Here is a 17,965-nt window from a genome sequence, read left to right on the forward strand (position 1 = left end):
GTGCTAATATGTCTAAAAAAATTCTTTTGGCTGAAGATGAAGAAGTGTTAAGAATGCTCGTTGTTGATACTCTTGAAGATGAAGGGTATCAAGTAGAAGAGGCGAGTGACGGTGAGGAAGCGTTACAGTGTATTTCCAAAAATGACTATGATTTAATCATTTTAGATTATATGATGCCTGTTTTTACTGGTCTAGAGGTAATTGAAAAAGTCCGAAGTATGCCAGAAAGAAAAGGCGTGAAAATTATGATGCTCTCAGCTAAGAGTCAGCAATCTGACCAGGAAAAAGTGAAAGAAGCTGGTGCTAATTATTTTATGTCAAAGCCATTTAGTCCATTGGAATTAGTAGCTAAGGTTGAGGGTATTTTAAGTGAGAATTAGAGAATATTTTTCGAAGAGTTTATCTAGGCAATTTGTTTTGATTATGGGTATTTTCATCATTGTTTTTTTTATAAGTTCATCACTCGTGTCATTATATGAGCAAAACATTACTAATCACTACCATGAACTAAATCTCGAAAGTGAAGCAAAGGAAAAGGTTGCTCAAGATCTAGACTATGCTTTTAATGATTTGTTTTTTGAGGTTCGTGGACATATAGCATTTGGAGCGAGTTCACAAGATTATCTGGATCGCGCAAATGCCCAATTTCCCATTATAGAGAGAAATATTGAACTGCTGAATGAATTAAAGAACAATGATATGGATGAAGAATTTTATAAAGAAGTTGTTACCTTCTATCAAAATTATAAAGAAGAGGAATACCCAGTAATTGTAGAGAATGTTGAAGAAGGTAGGACATTGGAGAATGTTGAACGAGCCATAAATGGTTTAACAACAGATATACGAAATATGAAGAGTATACTTAAAGAATACCGACTCCAAATGGATCAAAATGTACAACAAAACTTTGATACACTTTCGACTGAATTAAAACAGAGTCAGTATTTATTCCTAGCACTCATCTTACTAATGCTTGTTCTATTAGGTTGGGTAATTAGAGCTATGCTATCTAAAATTGGTGGCCCTTTAAGTGAATTTGCCCAGACAGCAAACTTAATTGCTCGGGGAGAAGAGACAAATTTTGATTTTAATAGTAGTCGTAAGGATGAGCTTGGTACGTTGACTAAAGCATTCGGTAAGATGATTATTAGTATTCAGAACAACGAACAAGAATTAGTCGCTCAAAATGAGGAAATGTATGCCCAGCAGGATGAACTTCAAGCCCAGCAGTTTGAACTTGAAAATGCACTTGAAGCACTAAGGCAGAATGAACAAGATTTAATTACTCGTAATAATTTTATCAATGGTTTATCTTATTCTCTAAATAAAGATGAGGTCTTACACAGCATCGTGGAAAACATGTGTTATGTGTTGAAGGCAGATAAAGGGTTTATAGGATTAATACGTAGTATGGATTTTGCGGTGTTTGGTATGTCTACAAAACGGGCTGAGAAATTAATTTTGACGCTAACGGAAGGACCGGCAAGAAGAGCGATTGATACAAAAAAATCATACATGATTAATCGAGAAGCCACTGATATTGAAAAAGATTACCATGACCGAACATTATATTGTTCGGATTTATACGTACCTATACTAGATTCAACAGGTGGTATAGAGGGGATTCTCATTTTTACAAAGATGGGATCGAGTTTTGAGGAAGATCAGGTAGAAGAATCTGAAGCACTAGCTAAACAAATAACGATTTCACTAGAAAGAATAAAGCTATATGAAGAATCTGAGCAAGATCGCATATTAACACAAGATATCATGAATACCATTCATGAGGGTATTCAATTAGTAGACGTTACAGGGAAGATCATTCAAGTCAATACGAACTTTTGTGATCTAATAGGCTGTAACCATTCACGTGAATTAGAGAATGCTGAGCTAAAAGAGTGGATGAACAGGTTTTCTGTTATTGAGGAGGAGCGTGAAGGTCTCGCTAAATTCTTCTATGATGTGATTAAAGGACATCACGAAGTTGACACATATCGTTATCAAACGAAGCAACCGAACCAACGTGTCATCCAAGTTTATTTTGAACCCTTGACAAAAGGGAAAGTTAAATTTGGGACTGTATTTGTTCATCGTGATATCACAAAGGAATTTGAAGTTGATAAGATGAAATCAGAATTTGTAAGTACGGTCAGTCATGAGCTTCGCACACCATTAGCAAGTGTACTAGGATTTACAGAACTAATGCTTCATAAAGAGTTAAAACCGGAAAGACAACAAAAATATTTAACGACCATCTACAATGAAGCAAATCGGTTAACATCATTAATTAACGACTTCTTAGATGTCCAACGGATGGAATCTGGAAAACAAACGTATGAAAAGAAGTATGAGGACCTTATGCCAATCATTGAGCAGGTCGTTCAAACTCAAAAGGTGAATCTCACATCTCACCAAATACATGTTAGAAATGAAACTTCTTCTACGACAGTCTTAGGAGACCGTGATAAGATTGCTCAAGTATTCATGAACTTAATTAGTAACGCCATTAAATATTCACCAGACGGTGGAGAAATTAATATTACGGTATATGAGCAAGACAATCTACTAAAGGTTGCAATTGAAGACCAAGGATTAGGAATACCGTCAGAAGCTATTCCACATTTATTTACGAAATTTTATAGAGTGGATAATTCTGACCGCAGAAGGATTGGGGGGACAGGCCTCGGTTTATCCATTGTGAAAGAAATTATGAAGGCCCATCGAGGAGATATTACAGTTGCATCTGAACTGAAAAAAGGAAGTACGTTCACTGTTCAATTTCCAATTGTAAAGCAATCGGATAACCTGATACCCGATCCAACACATCACATCTTGAACTCGTCTAAAACATTTACAAGCGGAAGAAATGTGCTAATAGTCGAAGATGATTCGAGTTTATCTAATCTACTAGCAACAGAGCTTAAAGAAAGTGGATTTAACGTACAAAATATTGCAACAGCAAGAGGAACCCTAGACTATCTCTCCCACTCAAAACCTGATGTGGTCGTCTTAGACATTACTTTAGAAGACCAAGATTTAGACGGGTGGGATGTTATCAGACATATGAAACAAAAAGAGGAGCTAGGAAGTATTCCTATATTTATTTCCTCGGCTCTAGAAGAGAAAAGTAGAGGAATAGAATTAGGAGCAAACGAGTATCTAGTTAAGCCATATCCTCCAAGTATGCTCTCTAAGGCGATTATGCAAACTCTATTGAATCAAGGGAGTCAGGGGCAAATTATGGTGCCTGAAGAAGAGGCTGAGAAATAAGTATCATTGCCAATAATAAACCTACATTTCCTATACCTAATAGTTTGAATCCTTAAGTAGCTCTATAACAACAATAAAAAAAACAGGTTTTTCAACCTGTTTTTTATTGTTGTTGTTGTTGTTGTATTAACGATAGCTTTCACCTAGCCGTTTAAAGACAGGCTTTTGATAGTTTCGAGCGGTTACTTTTTTCTGTGGATTTGATGTTGAAGGAATCACACCAACATATTTTTGTAATAGCTCTTTTGCTTGAGACAGTGCCATATGAGTTTTAGGGTTACGGTAGGTCTGATTTAAGGAACCTAGATGTGGAAGATTGTCGAAGTCTTCTTTAGAAGGTGGCATATGGAAAAAATAATCTCCTGCAGATACAAGAACATCTGATTGCTGTCTACTATTTCTTGGATTTCTTGAAAAATGTAAGCCTACTTTTTTTGCTTTGCCCTCTACTACTAATTTTTCCAATGCTTTTCGTTTTAGCAAATATAAGTATTTGGGATCTGTTGCCGTTTTAGCATGACGGTTGACAGAAAAAATGGCTTGAGTTAATTCTTGAAGTGTTACCTGATCAGATTTCGTTTGATGTTGGTCCATTTATTAATCTCCTTTCTATATTATTATGATAGCCTATCATGCGTAATTTTCCAAATGATAAAAAAGAATTTTTTGCTGGCCCATGATTAACTCTTATTATGTATCTGCCTAATAAAAAAGCAGCCACCCTAAAATGGATGGCTGCTTCAGTTTTTAATAACCGTAGTATCCTCCATAAGGGTAACCATATGGATATCCATAGTAAGGATAGTATGGTCTAGGATAATAATACGGTCTAGGACCATAGAAAGGTCTTGGTCCGTATAAAAATGGACTGACAGCTAATCCTGCCAAGAAAGGTAAAAATGGAAAACGTTGATCATGGGCCTCAGGGCCTCTATATGCATGATACATAATGATGTTGCCTCCTTTTAAAAGTTTCGTTATATAATATGGTTATCTAGTCGAATGGAGCATGTACGGATGAAATTGGAGGTTTTTTAGTATGAATAAGATAAAAGGGGCTGCATTTGTAGCTACCGGGGGATTTCTTGGGGCAGGGGCAAGGTATGGGGTATACATGAGTGTACCAGAGTCCTTTGCCATGATAGGGACTTTTATTTGTAATATTGCTGGTTGTTTGTTGATTGGGTTTCTATATGAATATGTGACCGGAAGGGATAAACAGGAACAATGGTTAATTTGGGGAACTGGTTTTTGTGGTGGTTTTACTACCATGTCTGCCTATGCGAGTGACATCTTTCATATCGCTACTACCTCTGATGCCTTTTATGTTATAGCCTATCTTATGGGAACTTGGTGCATCGGACTTTGTTTCACTGTGTTAGGTATAAAGTTGGCAGCTCATTACATAAATGAAATTCCTGCAGAAGAAAGGGTGAAGAAACAATGACCATCTTGTATGTATGCTGCGGCGGGGTTATTGGTGCTTTAGGTCGATACGGATTAACCATCATCCTATCTAAATCATTGCATAAGAATGGCCCCCTTATTGCCACATTTATCATTAATGTACTAGGTTCATTCATCTTAGGAAGTTTACTATCTTTTTTTAGCGAAATGAACTATTCCTCTTTGAAGGTAGGTATTACCGCTGGTATAATCGGTGCCTTTACGACATTTTCTACTTATTCCCTTGATTGTGTTAAGCTCTTGAAGGAAAAGAAATGGTTACAGTTTTTTATTTATTCTTTCACCACGATATGTTTATGTGTCGTCTTTTTCTTAATTGGCACGATTACTTTTTAAAGTAGTAGGTATATTTAGCTAATCGAAGTTCATAGTCTTCTTTTTTACAATAGTTACTGATATAATGAGATTGTGTCATATATTGTCGGAAATTAAATATTTTTAAATTATCTAACTTCCGTGTCAACTAGTGTGATAGATTGCTAGTTACGGTTTATTATACCTTGAGGATGCGATACCAAAATGAACCGGATTAACCAACAGCTACAGTCAGAACTGGAGCTTGATATAAAAGATAAAAATTACTCAAATAAGATGACTCTCATTATTAATGAGATTATTTTGAATGTGGTCAGTGATCTCGTGTATTTAATGAAAGTTGATCATGGCAATACATTTCGTTATGTATATGCGAACGAGGCTGCATATAAGAGAGCAAATATAAATGAACATAGTATGGGACTTACTATTCAGGAAGTTATTCCAGGTGAGTTTGCGAACTACCTTCAAGAGCAATATGAGAAGGCAGTAACACTTAATGAGCCAATCGTTTTTCAAGATAACTTGGTGATGAATGGTAAAGAAATATATAGTGAGTCAATTTTAACACCTATAAATGATGATGCTGGTCAATGTAGGTATGTGGTTAGTGTAACAAGAGATATAACAGATAAAATGCAAGAAAAATTTAGAATGCTTGAAAGCCAACAACGCTATAAATCCTTAATGGATCACAATATGGACGCTGTCATTTCGGTAAATGAAAGTAGAACAATATTGAATGCAAACCCTTCGACATATGGAATTACAGGATATACAGAAAAAGAGTTAACACATCTATTATTTTTGTCTTTAGTTGCAAGTGAGCACGGAAAAAAGGTTGATCAGTTGTTCCAGGACACTCTTCAAGGAAAAACAAAAGATAATATTACGTGTCAAATTGTTCATAAATCAGGCATGTTGATAGATGTCCAACTTAAAATGATTCCAATTGTTGTGAATGTAGAGATTAAAGGGGTTTATATTATCATGAGAGACATTACTGAGCAATTGCGCAGTAATGAAGTACTGAAATTCATTACGTATCATGATCATTTAACAGGTCTTCCAAACAGAAGCTCACTTAAAGAGGATATTCATCAGGTTGTCTCTAAATCAAAAGAACATGACCAAATCTTTGGACTCATGTATTTAGACTTAGATCGCTTTAAGTTCCTAAATGATAGTATGGGACATTACGTAGGTGATTTATTATTAAAGGAAGTAGCACAAAGACTTACTTCACTTAAGGAGATCAACCAGAATATTGCTGTCTATCGTCAAGGTGGAGATGAGTTTATCTTAATTATTGAAGATACCAATCGTTGTCAGACTCAAGACGTTGCAGATCAAGTTCTTTCTTTATTTCAAACACCGTTTCTATTAACGTCTCAAGAGTTTTATGTAACGCCAAGTGTAGGAATAAGTATGTATCCAAAAGATGGTTTAGATGAAGAAACGTTAATAAAAAGTGCTGATACAGCTCTATCTAATGTAAAGGATAGAGGTAGAGGTCATTATCAATTTTATTCCCAGGATATGCAAAAAGGCGACTCGCAAACCATGTTGCTAGAGACATGCCTTCGAAGAGCAATTGAAAAGGATGAACTACTTCTGTACTATCAGCCACAGGTTGATTTATATACTGGAGAAGTATATAGCTATGAAGCACTGCTTAGATGGAATTGTGGTTTACTTGGTTTTGTATCACCTGCAGATTTTATTCCACTAGCTGAAGAAACTGGGTTAATTATACCAATTGGTGAATGGGTGATTGAGGAAGCGTGCTTACAGCTAAATAAGTGGAGGAGTAAGGGACATACAAATATATCCGTTGCCATTAACCTTTCAGGAAGACAATTCCAGCAGCCTAACTTAGTTGAATTTATTAAGAATGCCATTACTTCAAATAACATTGATCCTTCGCAAATAGAGATTGAAATCACAGAAGGTGCTATGCAGGATACGCGAGAAACAATTGGGATCCTCAATAAGCTAAAGGAAATTGGAGTGCAAATCTCAGTAGATGATTTTGGGACTGGCTACTCTTCACTAAGCTATTTAAAGAGATTCCCGTTAAATACATTAAAGATTGATCAATCCTTTGTTCGCGACGTATTAAGTGACGAGAAGGATGCCGCCATTACTACGACCATTATCCACTTGGCTCATAGCTTGGGCTTTAATGTAGTAGCAGAAGGTGTCGAACTTGAAGAACAAGCCGAATTTTTAAGAAGAATGGATTGTGAAAAAGCTCAAGGCTACCTGTTTAGTAAGCCAGTACCAGCTTCACAAATAGAAAAGGAATTCCTAAAATAATTGCAACAAAAGCAAAAGGTATGAAGAGTTTTTTCTTCATACCTTTTATGTTCCTGGTTTTAACGTAAAAATAGAAATTTCAGGCTTGGATAAAAATCTAAAGGGTACTCTAGTTGTTCCTAGGCCTCTATTTACATAAAGAGTAAGTGGGATATTTCCAATTTCATAGAAACCTTCCACATAATCTGATGCGTAAGGAGGCGTGATCACCGCACCGTAAAAGGGGAACTGGACTTGTCCTCCATGACTATGACCAGATAATTGTAGATGGACAGGATAGGAATGACTGATCTTAGCAACATCAGGCTCATGTGCAAGTAAGATCGTATACTCATTCTCAGGTATTTGTCGCAACGTTTGCTCAAAATCAGGTCTTCCTAACATATAGTCATCTAAACCGGCTATCGTAATTGTCTCGTTCAGAAACGTTATATTAGTTGCAGAGTTTATTAACAAAGTAAACCCTGCCTGTTCCATAATCTGTTTGTATGATTCTGTGCCATATCCACCGTGATCATGATTTCCATAAATAGAGAATTTGCCAAGCGGTGCTCTAATAGCTGATAACAATGGGATGAGTTGAGATGGATTAGGGTACCGGTCAGGAGCATCAATTAAATCTCCTGTAAAAAACACCAAATCTGCTTCAAGCCCATTTATTGTATGGATTAGTTCGCTAAACTGGTCAATATCATAATAATGGCCGATATGTGTGTCACTAAATTGCAGAATCCTAATACCTTTAAACCCTTTAGGAATGTATGGGGACCTTACGTCATATCGATTTATTTCTAATTGATGGGGCTCTATATACCTTGAATATGTATAACCAAATGCTGTTGTTAAAATCGCCCCAATAGAATAGCCGAATGCTCTCTTTAAAAATCCTCTCCTTGTGTACTGCTCACTCATTGACAAACCAACCTATCTATTAAAGTTTAAACTACGAGTATTGTCTCTATTATCCTATTAAAATTATAACACGAAAAGGTTGAAGAGTATCAAAAACGAATGCGAAAAAGCAGCCTGTATGGGCTGCTTTGACTAACATTATATTATTTTTAATTCTTCTAGCGTTTGTTTTAGGTCGGCTTTTGTTTCAATGCGATCACTAAAGGTAATCCCTAATTCTATCATGGTATTGGCAACTTCTGAGCGAATACCAGTTACAACCGCATTACACCCAAGAAGTGCGAAGCCTTCGACAATCTTGAATAAGTGACTGACTACTGCTGTGTCCATATACGCAACTCCAGATAAATCGATAATCATTTTCTTTAAGCGCTCTTTTTCAATATGAGATAAGGCTTTTTCTTGTAGTCGTTTAGCTCGGTATGTATCCATTGTTCCGACAATAGGTAAAATCGCAATCTTGTCAGTCAAAGGTATAATGGGAACGGATAACTCTTCAATGACTTCACGTTGTGATTGCATGATTTTATTATTATATTCATTATAGCTAATAATAAAGTTATTAAGATATGTATCAACAAAATGGTTCGTTTTCTTCTCAAATGTAAAAAATTCTTCAATGCTGACTGTAACGTCTTGGAAATAATGGTACATATAGTCCCAATAGATGCTACGTAACTCCTGAAACCATTCGAGTTTAATAATGGAAGGTACTTCACTCTTAGCCCAAATGACCCCTTGTTCTTTTGCTAGCTCAATTAATTCATGTTCTGCATCTTGGTCTAGCAAGCTAATAATCTTCTTAGCAATCTCAAACATTGATTGTTCTTGAATAGAAGAATTTTTTAAATGTAAGAAAATATTGTTTGTTCGATCTTGTAAACTTCGATCGAAGGATTCTTGGTTCAAGTATAAAAAATCTTTAAAACTCTGACCTTCTCTTGTTTGTAACTTGCTCATTTTGTTAATCTTCACTTCCTTCACTTTCTGTATAGGGAAGAGGATTGTAAATGTTGTTCCAATTCCTTCTTCACTTTCTACATTTACTTTTGCGCCATGTTTGTGGAGTGTCGTAAATACTTGTGTAAGCCCCATACCTGTCCCATTATCTTTTGTTGTGAAGAATGGAGTGCCGAGTAAATCAATTTTATCTTTTGGAATGCCTGTACCTGTATCTTGAATAATAATATAAATACAATCATCTTTTACATATTGGGAGACAGAAAGCTCACCCTTTTTTGGCATTGCTTCAAAGGCATTTTTTAGTAAGTTAAAAAAGGCTTTCTTTAAAGTATTTCTTTGGCCATAGATTTTCACTTGATAATCACTGATATTTTTATTTAGGGTGATTCGGTATAAGTGTTCTTGAAATAATGACAAAATAGCATCTAGCTCAGAACCAATAGAAATGTACTTATAAGGTTCTGCTTCTAGATCTGGCTTGGATACTTGCAATAAGTTATTAAGTGTACTTAACGCCCGTTCCAACTCATCCATTGCGATATGTAGATAAGGGGATTCTTGTTCCTCCTTAAGTAGTTGCAGGAAGCCTTTTACAGAGGTTAGTGGATTTCGAACCTCGTGAGCAATTCCTGCCGAGACTTGACCAATAGAAATAAGTCGATCATTCCGTGCTTTTTCTTCCTTCAAATAATGTAAGTTTTGTGGAAGGGATTCGACCATACCATTTTTCAACAATTACTTTTGTCCCTCCTTGCTCCGGTGATTCAATCATGAATACATCCATCATTTGTTTGACGCCTGTTAAACCTAAACCCAAGCCTTTTGAATGAGGATTTTTAATGCCATTTATAACATCCTCAATAGACGCAATACCCACACCATCATCAATAGCGGTAATTCTAATCCCTTTTTGGATACGTTCAATGAAAACATATCCAGTACTATTGGAGTGAAATAGGATGTTTTTACATAATTCAGATATCGTTACAATAATTTGTTGTTTCTCTAGGATGGAATAGGGCGAGTTGGACATTTCCGTGTACGCTACAGTAACAGCAGAAATAATGTCCGGTTCTCTATTAATACTAATTCGATGAGACAAGATACTCCCTCCAAAACATGACAATCAGTTTATATTCTAACAAAATATTTCGTAATTTGAAGGATTTTTTTCTCTTTTTTCAATTATCTTATTTTTCAAACATATAAATTAGTGTACAATTAATAAATAAAACGCTTACAAAAGGGAGATGAGAAAATGAAAGGTAAGGTAGTCATTGTAACAGGTGGTTCTAATGGGATGGGGAAGTATATGGCGAAACAATTTGCTTCTGAAGGAGCCTATGTAGCTATTACAGGGCGTACTCTAGAAACGTTAGAGGAGACGAAAAAGGAAATTGAAAAATTTGAAGGACAGGTGTTACCCATTCAAATGGATGTTAGAGAGCCTGAGCATGTCATACATATGGTTGAAAAAACATCAGAGACATTTGGTACCATTGATTACCTTGTTAATAATGCAGCAGGGAACTTTATATGTCCCGCAGAAAAACTTTCTGTAAACGGTTGGAACGCTGTCATTGATATTGTTCTTAATGGGACATTCTATTGCAGCTCCTACGTCGGCAAATATTGGATCGAAAAAGGAATAAAAGGAAGCATCATAAATATGGTGGCAACTTATGCATGGGGAGCAGGAGCAGGTGTTATCCACTCTGCGAGTGCAAAGGCAGGGGTGTTAGCGATGACAAGAACCCTCGCTGTCGAATGGGGAACTAAATATGGAATCAGAGTAAATGCCATTGCACCTGGACCCATTGAACGTACAGGTGGAGCAGACCGTCTCTGGGAATCAGAAGAAGCCGCAAAACGTACGCTTCAAAGCGTCCCACTTGGAAGATTAGGAACGCCTGAAGAAATTGCAGGACTCGCTACTTTCCTATTCTCAGATCATTCCGGCTACATCAACGGAGAGTGTATTACGATGGACGGCGGACAATGGTTAAATAAACGCGCGTTTTAATAGCAGTCGTACTTTAACATATTAACGCATCGGGGGCCTGGCCCCTGATGCGTTAATTCGTTAAAGTGGCATAATGAATTTAAATTTTTTTGATCTTAGTTGCGGGATTTATTTTCAGTTCATGGTATAATCATACAAAAAGTTAGATAGGAGATGGGGGAATGGATCCGTTAGATATTTTAACGAACCTGTCTATGGTAACCCCACATTTTCAAGCAATTTTTAACGCTGAGGAACGAAAAGTGATTGGTTACGAAGTGCTGGGTCGTATGAAGACAGAAGAGGGGTGGCATAGTCTTGGGCCGTTCTTTCGCGATCAATCGATACCAGATGAGTACCGTCTAGAGGTAGATGATTTGATTGTTCGAAAAGCACTGGACTATTGGCTTGAGGTGGATGCAAAACCTTACATATTTATAAATCGAAATCCAGATCTATTAATGCGTGACCATGGAGAGTCTTTATTAGAAATGCTGAAAGTGTATCAGGATAAAGGGTTTCCACTTGATCATTTAGTTTTAGAGATAACTGAACATGATTTTACTGGAGATATTGAACGGTTGAACCATCTACTTACTTATTATCGTACCTATGGCATTAAAATAGCGGTAGACAATGTTGGGAACGGAGCTGGAAATTTAGATCGCATTGGTCTGATTGAGCCTGATATTTTAAAGGTTGACCTCCATATGTTGAGAAAGACAAATGGTCTAGCTTCTTATCAGGATGTCCTATATTCACTTTCGTTATTAGCGAGGAAAATTGGAGCAGCACTACTCTATGAAGAAATTGAGACCTTGTATCAGCTACAATATGCTTGGAGAAATGGCGGTAGGTACTATCAAGGTTTTTACCTCCAAGATCCGTCAGAAGTTTTTATAGACGAAAGCTTACTTACAGAAAAACTCAAATTAGAAATACAGCAATTTATTGAACATGAAAAACGGAAAATTCGGAACTTCTATCAGCTTTCAAAATCCATTCAACAAACGGTACAACAATCTTTATTAAAGGATAAAAAGGAAAGCAAAGGTGATGAGTTACTAAAGCACATATCCCAAGATTTATCAGCATATAGCTTTAGAATTTATATTTGTGATGAAGACGGTTTTCAAGCTTCAGCAAATCATGTAAAAATTAAGGACGTATGGGTACAACAACCTTCTTATCATAATAAAAACTGGAGCTGGCGTCCTTATTTTCTTGAGAATATTATGAAGATGAAGTTAGAAGGAAGAGGCATCTTATCTGACTTATATAGCGATATTGAAACGGGTGAACTAATTCGAACGTTCTCTTATCCGATTGATCAAGATCAGTACTTATTTATCGATTTAACATACGAATACTTATATGAAAAGAATGCCATCTTATAGAATGGTATAAGCCCTCTCCATTTGTGTAACTATAAGTTTATACACTGTGTTAGGGGGGATGTATATGACAATGATGGATATAGTTCTATCCGTATTAGCTTTATTAATCCTAATCATTGGCTTTTTCTATACATGGAATATCTCAAAAAATACAAAGTATCAAACAAACGGGTACGATACGGAAATTAACCCAAAAGTTCAGGCGCATCCTTATACAAGGAATCCAATTTTTCTAACGTACTTAATTGGTGCGGCTCTTGTTATCGGGTTTATTGTCTATTATGCACTTACGTCCCGGTGGTAACATAAAGCATTAACAACTTACACTTTCAACTATTCGTCTTTCTTTCGGAAAGCCAACAAAATTTTGTTGGCTTTTTTTCATGCCTTGTCCTGTAGAAAGAAGAGAAAGCATTTTGTATCAGCGAAAAACCACATAAAAAGAACTTTTTCTGTTGATTATTGTTTGTTTAGAGAGAAGAAAGGGTATTCCTGTAATAAAGATAAAGAAGACTGTCTAACCATGGCAGTATTTTACGAACGAATGGTACGCATAAACTTAAAAATCATTGGTACAATGTCAATTATTAAGGCGATCTAAATCACAAGTTAAAGGGGTGATAGTAAGTGAAGCGTACTAATATATGCCTATTCATACTATCTGTTTTGATTCTAGCTGTTTTTCATCATCCAGTCCATGCTTCATCTAATCAATTGTTGGACAAGCCGGGTGTCATGCAGCTTTTACAGGAAACATATGATACACAGTATTCATTAACAGAACGCTATCATACTTGGGATGAAGCGAAGGAGAAGTTAACTCAATATGTAACGGAGGAACTTGCAGAAGATTTTATGGTGGAACATTTATTTGAGGAAGAAGAAGGCTATATCTTTTATGGAACAGATTTTTCCGCCTACATTATTCCAGAATATTCATATACAGACTCAACAAAAATTGTTATAACGTCTAATCAAGACACTATTTTTGTATACGAGAAGTCTTCTAGTGTAGGGCCAGTAACGTTCTCTCCTCAATATGAAATCGTCACAATTAGTTATATTGAGAAACAGTGGAAAGTATCAGATATATCGTTTGAAGAGGAACTACCAGAAGAAGTACTTCAGTCGAATGATTTAGATGAAGTAAAAGGTACTGCAAAAGTCAACGGAAAGAAGGCTACTGTAAAAGTTCAGCCAAATGTGGAAAGGGTAAATTACATTGCAACGGGTTCTATAGCGAAATTTACTATTGATCAAGATACTATTTTACCTTCACTTCAACCTTATGCGAGTCTAGTCCCTTATCAATTATTATTTCAGAATGTTAAGAATCGCCCGTCATTACTAACATTTTCAACCATTTTTACAGTAAAAGGAGAGGTTCGATGAATCTTTCCTTTCTTTTTATGTAAAAATTCTATAGAATTACAAATTGGGCCTATTAGTGGATAGAAAAGAAATCATTGTTTATCCTAAAAGTAGAGTTAAAATATAGGTAATGTATATTGTGCAATAAATGAAATGCACACTTAATTAAAAGGGGGAATTGACGTTGTCAAAATTACAAGGAATTATTCAACGATTAATGAGTTTAGCGGAGGCACAAGAACATGGAGATCCAGCTCAACGGTTCTTTGAGGTAGATGGGGAAAAAAGATGTAGTGTAACTTACTTCCCAAAAACGGAAACGTATGAGATTGAAGTGTATTCACAAGGGGAAAAACCGAAAAAATATCAATTTGATAACATTGATATGGCTGCAATTGAGATTTTTGATTTAATTCACTAAACCATCTATTCAATCGTGACATCATCATTTAAAAAGGGTGAAAATAGTATGGAAACTCCATTTGTTATTTGTCCAAATTGTGCATCTAAAAAGGCACTAGATGAGGTGTTAGTTGCACAGTCTAATCAAAATGTCATATATACATGCCCAAATTGCTCTTATACAAAAAAGAATATTCAAACGAGTAAAGGGTAAAGAAGACAGTTTTTGAATAGACTGTTGCTAAATAATAATTAAAGAAGTAAGAAGAATGACAATAAAGTTTTAGAAAAGAGCCAAAAAGTAACAAGCTGACAAGCCCTTCTGTATAAAATAGGATGAGGAGCTTATTCACAACAGTATTTGACAATAGAAAAGACTAATATATCCATTCTTTAAGAGGCTGCTCAATAATTGGATTTGACAGAATATTAGGGAGTGAACGCATGAGTGATCGATTGTTGTTTCAAAACATATCAGAAAACAACATGACATTTGAGCGAGTCTTTTCTAAAATCATAACCTTTTTGAAGCAAGAACCTTCATCTATTTATCATCTCTCTATTGGTACAGACTCTCAAGTACACCAGAATGAGACAAAGTTTATCTCGGCCATTCATCTACACAGAGTGGGAAAAGGTGCTTGGGGTTGCCTGCGTGAATTGGTTCTACCAAGAGAAGTTCGTAGTGTACGAGAGAAGATATCCATGGAAACAGCGTATTCACAGGAACTAGCTAGCTTGTTTACAACGGAACATTTTAATGAAATGACTGATGTGCTTTTACCTTATGCTGATGAGGGAGCAGATTTGCGTTTTCAAATTCATCTGGATATTGGGAGAAAGGGAGTCACCAAGGATTTAATCCAAGAGATGACGAGCCGAATCATCTCAATGGGAATTGAAGCAAAAATCAAACCAGACTCTTATGCAGCGTCTAGTTATGCAAATCGATATACGAAATGATTAGAAAAAATGAAAGGAAACCATTGTGGTTTCTTTTTTTAGTCTCTTTTCTAAAACTTTTTTGTTTTTCAAACTAATTTTCAAATAAATGGCTGTGTTAAAGTACAGTGTTGATTTTTAGCAGAGTTGATTGAAGTGGAAGGACGCGAGACTCCTGTGGGAGAGCGGGTCGCGGACAAAGGAAGTTCACTTCGTCCTTGTAGACCCCACAGGCACGGTTTTCGCCGAGGAGTGGGATTTTTCACGATAGAGAAAATATCCTTCATTTACTGCCCACGGAAAGCGAGTGTCCTGGAACGAAAATCAACAACAAGGTTTAACAGAGCCAAATAAATTAACCTTCAAATGCTATTAAACTGAAGTAATAATTGTTAGTAAAGAGCATTCTGAAAAAAATATAAGAGCATTTTTCATTCTATATACTGTAAGAGAAAGTGTGATAAAATGGATATTGGGTTTCACTAGACAATCTCCCATATAAATACATATATATTAAGTAGTGAAAAACTTATTAAGGGGAATATGCTATGATTAGTCTTCAACATGGAGAGTTTATAGAAACAACGGTTAAAGACCTTATTATCTCATCAGACAAGGTAGCCCATGTACAATTGGGGAATGGCCTAGAACATGCACTTTTAGTGCTGGTAAAGTCGGGGTACTCAGCCATACCTGTTCTAGATCCTTCTTATCACTTGCATGGTCTAATCAGTACCTCCCTCATTTTAGATACAACCTTAGGGTTAGAGCGTATTGAATTTGAACGTTTAGAGAAGATGAAAGTCGAAGAAGTGATGAACACTGACGTCCCTCGACTGAACATAAAAGATTCTTTTTCTAAAGCTTTAGACCTTGTCATTAATCATCCTTTTGTCTGTGTGGAAAATGATGAAGGGGTGTTTGAAGGCATCTTAACGAGACGAGTAATTTTAAAAAAGTTAAATGCGGTTATAAAGAAAAATACACATAAAAAGTAGGGGTGTTGGCCGTCTCCGGTCAGCCCTTTTCCAATTCATCTACTTGTAGGGGGGATAGAGATGGCTCTGGCTGTTAAGCGATTACTACATAATGATAAACCCAAAAAGACGAATAGACCTTTTGTATTAGCTGCTGTAATGCTTGCTATGTTTATGGCTGCGATAGAGGCTACAATAGTCTCCACGGCTATGCCAGCTATTGCTGCAGACTTAGGGAACTTTTCCCTATACAGCTGGGTGTTCTCTTCCTATTTACTAATGAATGCTGTGACAGTCCTAATTTATGGTAAGCTGTCAGATCTTTTTGGAAGAAAACCAATACTTAATGTGGGAATTATCATCTTTTTAGTTGGTTCTATTCTATGTGGATTTGCGACCTCAATGGAAATGTTAATTGTATTTCGGTTTATCCAAGGGTTTGGTGCGGGTGCAGTCATGCCAATTGCATCAACAATCGTTGGTGATATGTATACAAAAGAAGAAAGAGCAAAAATACAAGGGTACCTCTCAAGTGTGTGGGGAATTTCCGCCATATTAGGTCCGGCTATTGGTGGGTTACTCGTTCAATTTGCGAACTGGAAGTATGTATTCTGGCTTAATGTTCCTCTTGGCTTATTGGCAATGGGAGTACTAACTCTATATCTTCATGAAGGTATTGAGAAAAAGAAGCATAAAATCGATTATGCTGGAGCCATCCTGTTATTAATCGGAGTAAGTGCACTGATGGTTGTCTTGGTGGAAGGTGGAGTTAAATGGGAGTGGATGTCTAGTCCTATCCTATTCCTATCTGGACTCTCAATCCTGATGATTATTCTCTTCTACCTGCAGGAGAAACGAGCTAAAGACCCTATGATGCCATTTTCAATTTGGAAAGAAAAGTCCATCCTCATAGCCAATTTAGCATCTTTAACAACAGGTGTTATGCTGATAGGTATTTCAAGCTTTTTACCTGCATTTGTACAAGGAGTAATGGAACGTTCTCCCATTATAGCAGGATTTACATTAACCACCATGTCAATAGGTTGGCCAATTGCGGCCACCATTGCAGGCCGTTTATTGCTTAAGATCGGTTTTAGAACTACATCCATAATAGGTGGCATTAGCTTAATACTAGGAGCAATTATCTTTACGATGATGACCCCTGCATCCGGACCAATTTGGGCTGCATTTGCTTCCTTCTTAGTTGGTGTTGGAATGGGTTTCACAACCACATCGTTTATTGTATCAATTCAAAGTACTGTTGAGTGGAAACAAAGGGGAATTGCCACTGCTGCTAATATGTTTATGAGAACTCTTGGAAGTACCATAGGTGCAGCTTTACTCGGAGGTATTTTAAACAGCCGATTATTAGATTATATACAGTCTAGAGGATTGAACGAAAATGTTAATGTCGACACTACTAATATATTGCTAAATGAAGAGCAACGTAATCAACTTTCCGACTCAGTTCGAACGGTACTGCAAGAAGGTTTAACCGTTTCATTGAATAGTGTGTATTGGGTGGTTCTCTTATTTGCCGTAATTAGTTTTATACTCGTATTATTCTTACCGAAGCACGAGAAAAGTAAATAGGAAAAGGACTTGAGACCTCCTCAAGTCCTTTTATA

At 36.4% G+C, this 17,965-nt stretch carries 19 protein-coding genes; 14 read left to right on the forward strand and 5 right to left on the reverse strand.

All coding sequences use genetic code 11. The features are described from left to right. Nucleotides 1-8 precede the first annotated feature (8 nt). Together LT143_RS14875 and LT143_RS20635 are read left to right on the forward strand one after the other, a co-directional pair. Nucleotides 9-380: a response regulator transcription factor gene (locus tag LT143_RS14875; protein ID WP_246944011.1), complete on the forward strand. Its 372-nt coding sequence runs from the start codon at nt 9-11 to the stop codon at nt 378-380. Between the two features lie 85 nt (nt 381-465). Continuing rightward, a complete protein-coding gene (locus tag LT143_RS20635; protein WP_246944012.1) occupies nt 466-3,270 on the forward strand; it encodes an ATP-binding protein in 2,805 nt (934 codons plus the stop codon). A 126-nt stretch (nt 3,271-3,396) separates the two neighbouring features. Here LT143_RS20635 and LT143_RS14885 read toward each other — a convergent pair whose 3' ends face one another. Next, complete coding sequence (locus tag LT143_RS14885; protein ID WP_246944013.1) at nt 3,397-3,864, reverse strand: YkyB family protein; 468 nt, start codon at nt 3,862-3,864, stop codon at nt 3,397-3,399. 153 nt (nt 3,865-4,017) lie between these two features. Next, complete coding sequence (locus LT143_RS14890) at nt 4,018-4,218, reverse strand: penicillin-binding protein (protein ID WP_246944014.1); 201 nt, start codon at nt 4,216-4,218, stop codon at nt 4,018-4,020. A 91-nt stretch (nt 4,219-4,309) separates the two neighbouring features. On the opposite strand from LT143_RS14890, the gene LT143_RS14895 reads away from it, so the two are divergent. From LT143_RS14895 to LT143_RS14905, 3 genes are all read left to right on the forward strand, one after another. Beyond that, the gene (locus tag LT143_RS14895) at nt 4,310-4,717 is read left to right on the forward strand and encodes a fluoride efflux transporter FluC (RefSeq protein WP_246944015.1); all 408 of its coding nucleotides are present in this window, start codon (nt 4,310-4,312) and stop codon (nt 4,715-4,717) included. Further along, nucleotides 4,714-5,073: a fluoride efflux transporter FluC gene (locus tag LT143_RS14900; protein WP_246944016.1), complete on the forward strand. Its 360-nt coding sequence runs from the start codon at nt 4,714-4,716 to the stop codon at nt 5,071-5,073. The genes LT143_RS14895 and LT143_RS14900 overlap by 4 nt, the downstream gene beginning before the upstream one ends. 183 nt (nt 5,074-5,256) lie before the next feature. Further along, entirely contained in the window at nt 5,257-7,371 is a 2,115-nt protein-coding gene (locus LT143_RS14905; RefSeq protein ID WP_246944018.1) for a sensor domain-containing protein, read from the forward strand. A 45-nt stretch (nt 7,372-7,416) separates the two neighbouring features. Here LT143_RS14905 and LT143_RS14910 read toward each other — a convergent pair whose 3' ends face one another. From LT143_RS14910 to LT143_RS14920, 3 genes are all read right to left on the reverse strand, one after another. Further along, nucleotides 7,417-8,283, reverse strand: a complete 867-nt coding sequence (locus tag LT143_RS14910; protein WP_246944020.1) for a metallophosphoesterase — start codon at nt 8,281-8,283, stop codon at nt 7,417-7,419. A 138-nt stretch (nt 8,284-8,421) separates the two neighbouring features. Beyond that, on the reverse strand, nt 8,422-9,981 hold the full coding sequence (locus tag LT143_RS14915; RefSeq protein WP_246944022.1) for an ATP-binding protein: 1,560 nt from the start codon (nt 9,979-9,981) through the stop codon (nt 8,422-8,424). After that, the gene (locus LT143_RS14920; RefSeq protein WP_246944024.1) at nt 9,908-10,348 is read right to left on the reverse strand and encodes an ATP-binding protein; all 441 of its coding nucleotides are present in this window, start codon (nt 10,346-10,348) and stop codon (nt 9,908-9,910) included. Before LT143_RS14920 ends, LT143_RS14915 begins: the two co-directional genes overlap by 74 nt. A 156-nt stretch (nt 10,349-10,504) precedes the next feature. Between LT143_RS14920 and fadH the strand changes: the two genes are divergently transcribed. From fadH to LT143_RS14965, 9 genes are all read left to right on the forward strand, one after another. Further along, on the forward strand, nt 10,505-11,269 hold the full coding sequence (gene fadH, locus LT143_RS14925; RefSeq protein ID WP_246944026.1) for a 2,4-dienoyl-CoA reductase: 765 nt from the start codon (nt 10,505-10,507) through the stop codon (nt 11,267-11,269). A gap of 161 nt (nt 11,270-11,430) precedes the next feature. Beyond that, nucleotides 11,431-12,645 (forward strand): EAL domain-containing protein, encoded by a 1,215-nt coding sequence (locus LT143_RS14930; protein ID WP_246944028.1) that lies wholly within the window; start codon nt 11,431-11,433, stop codon nt 12,643-12,645. Nucleotides 12,646-12,709: 64 nt separating this feature from the next. Next, a complete protein-coding gene (locus tag LT143_RS14935) occupies nt 12,710-12,949 on the forward strand; it encodes a hypothetical protein (protein ID WP_246944030.1) in 240 nt (79 codons plus the stop codon). A 323-nt stretch (nt 12,950-13,272) separates the two neighbouring features. Then, nucleotides 13,273-14,037: a DUF3993 domain-containing protein gene (locus LT143_RS14940; protein ID WP_246944031.1), complete on the forward strand. Its 765-nt coding sequence runs from the start codon at nt 13,273-13,275 to the stop codon at nt 14,035-14,037. 163 nt (nt 14,038-14,200) lie between these two features. Continuing rightward, entirely contained in the window at nt 14,201-14,437 is a 237-nt protein-coding gene (locus tag LT143_RS14945) for a YkuJ family protein (RefSeq protein ID WP_246944032.1), read from the forward strand. 48 nt (nt 14,438-14,485) lie between these two features. Then, nucleotides 14,486-14,632, forward strand: coding sequence for a hypothetical protein (locus LT143_RS14950; RefSeq protein ID WP_246944033.1), 147 nt, complete (start codon nt 14,486-14,488; stop codon nt 14,630-14,632). A gap of 230 nt (nt 14,633-14,862) precedes the next feature. Then, complete coding sequence (locus LT143_RS14955) at nt 14,863-15,381, forward strand: ribonuclease H-like YkuK family protein (protein ID WP_246944034.1); 519 nt, start codon at nt 14,863-14,865, stop codon at nt 15,379-15,381. A 527-nt stretch (nt 15,382-15,908) separates the two neighbouring features. Then, nucleotides 15,909-16,358: a cyclic-di-AMP-binding protein CbpB gene (gene cbpB / locus LT143_RS14960; protein WP_246944035.1), complete on the forward strand. Its 450-nt coding sequence runs from the start codon at nt 15,909-15,911 to the stop codon at nt 16,356-16,358. Between the two features lie 60 nt (nt 16,359-16,418). Beyond that, complete coding sequence (locus LT143_RS14965; RefSeq protein ID WP_246944037.1) at nt 16,419-17,930, forward strand: MDR family MFS transporter; 1,512 nt, start codon at nt 16,419-16,421, stop codon at nt 17,928-17,930. The last annotated feature ends 35 nt before the right edge of the window (nt 17,931-17,965 follow it).

This window comes from Bacillus pinisoli (assembly GCF_023036475.1).
GTDB lineage: Bacteria > Bacillota > Bacilli > Bacillales > SA4 > Bacillus_BS > Bacillus_BS pinisoli.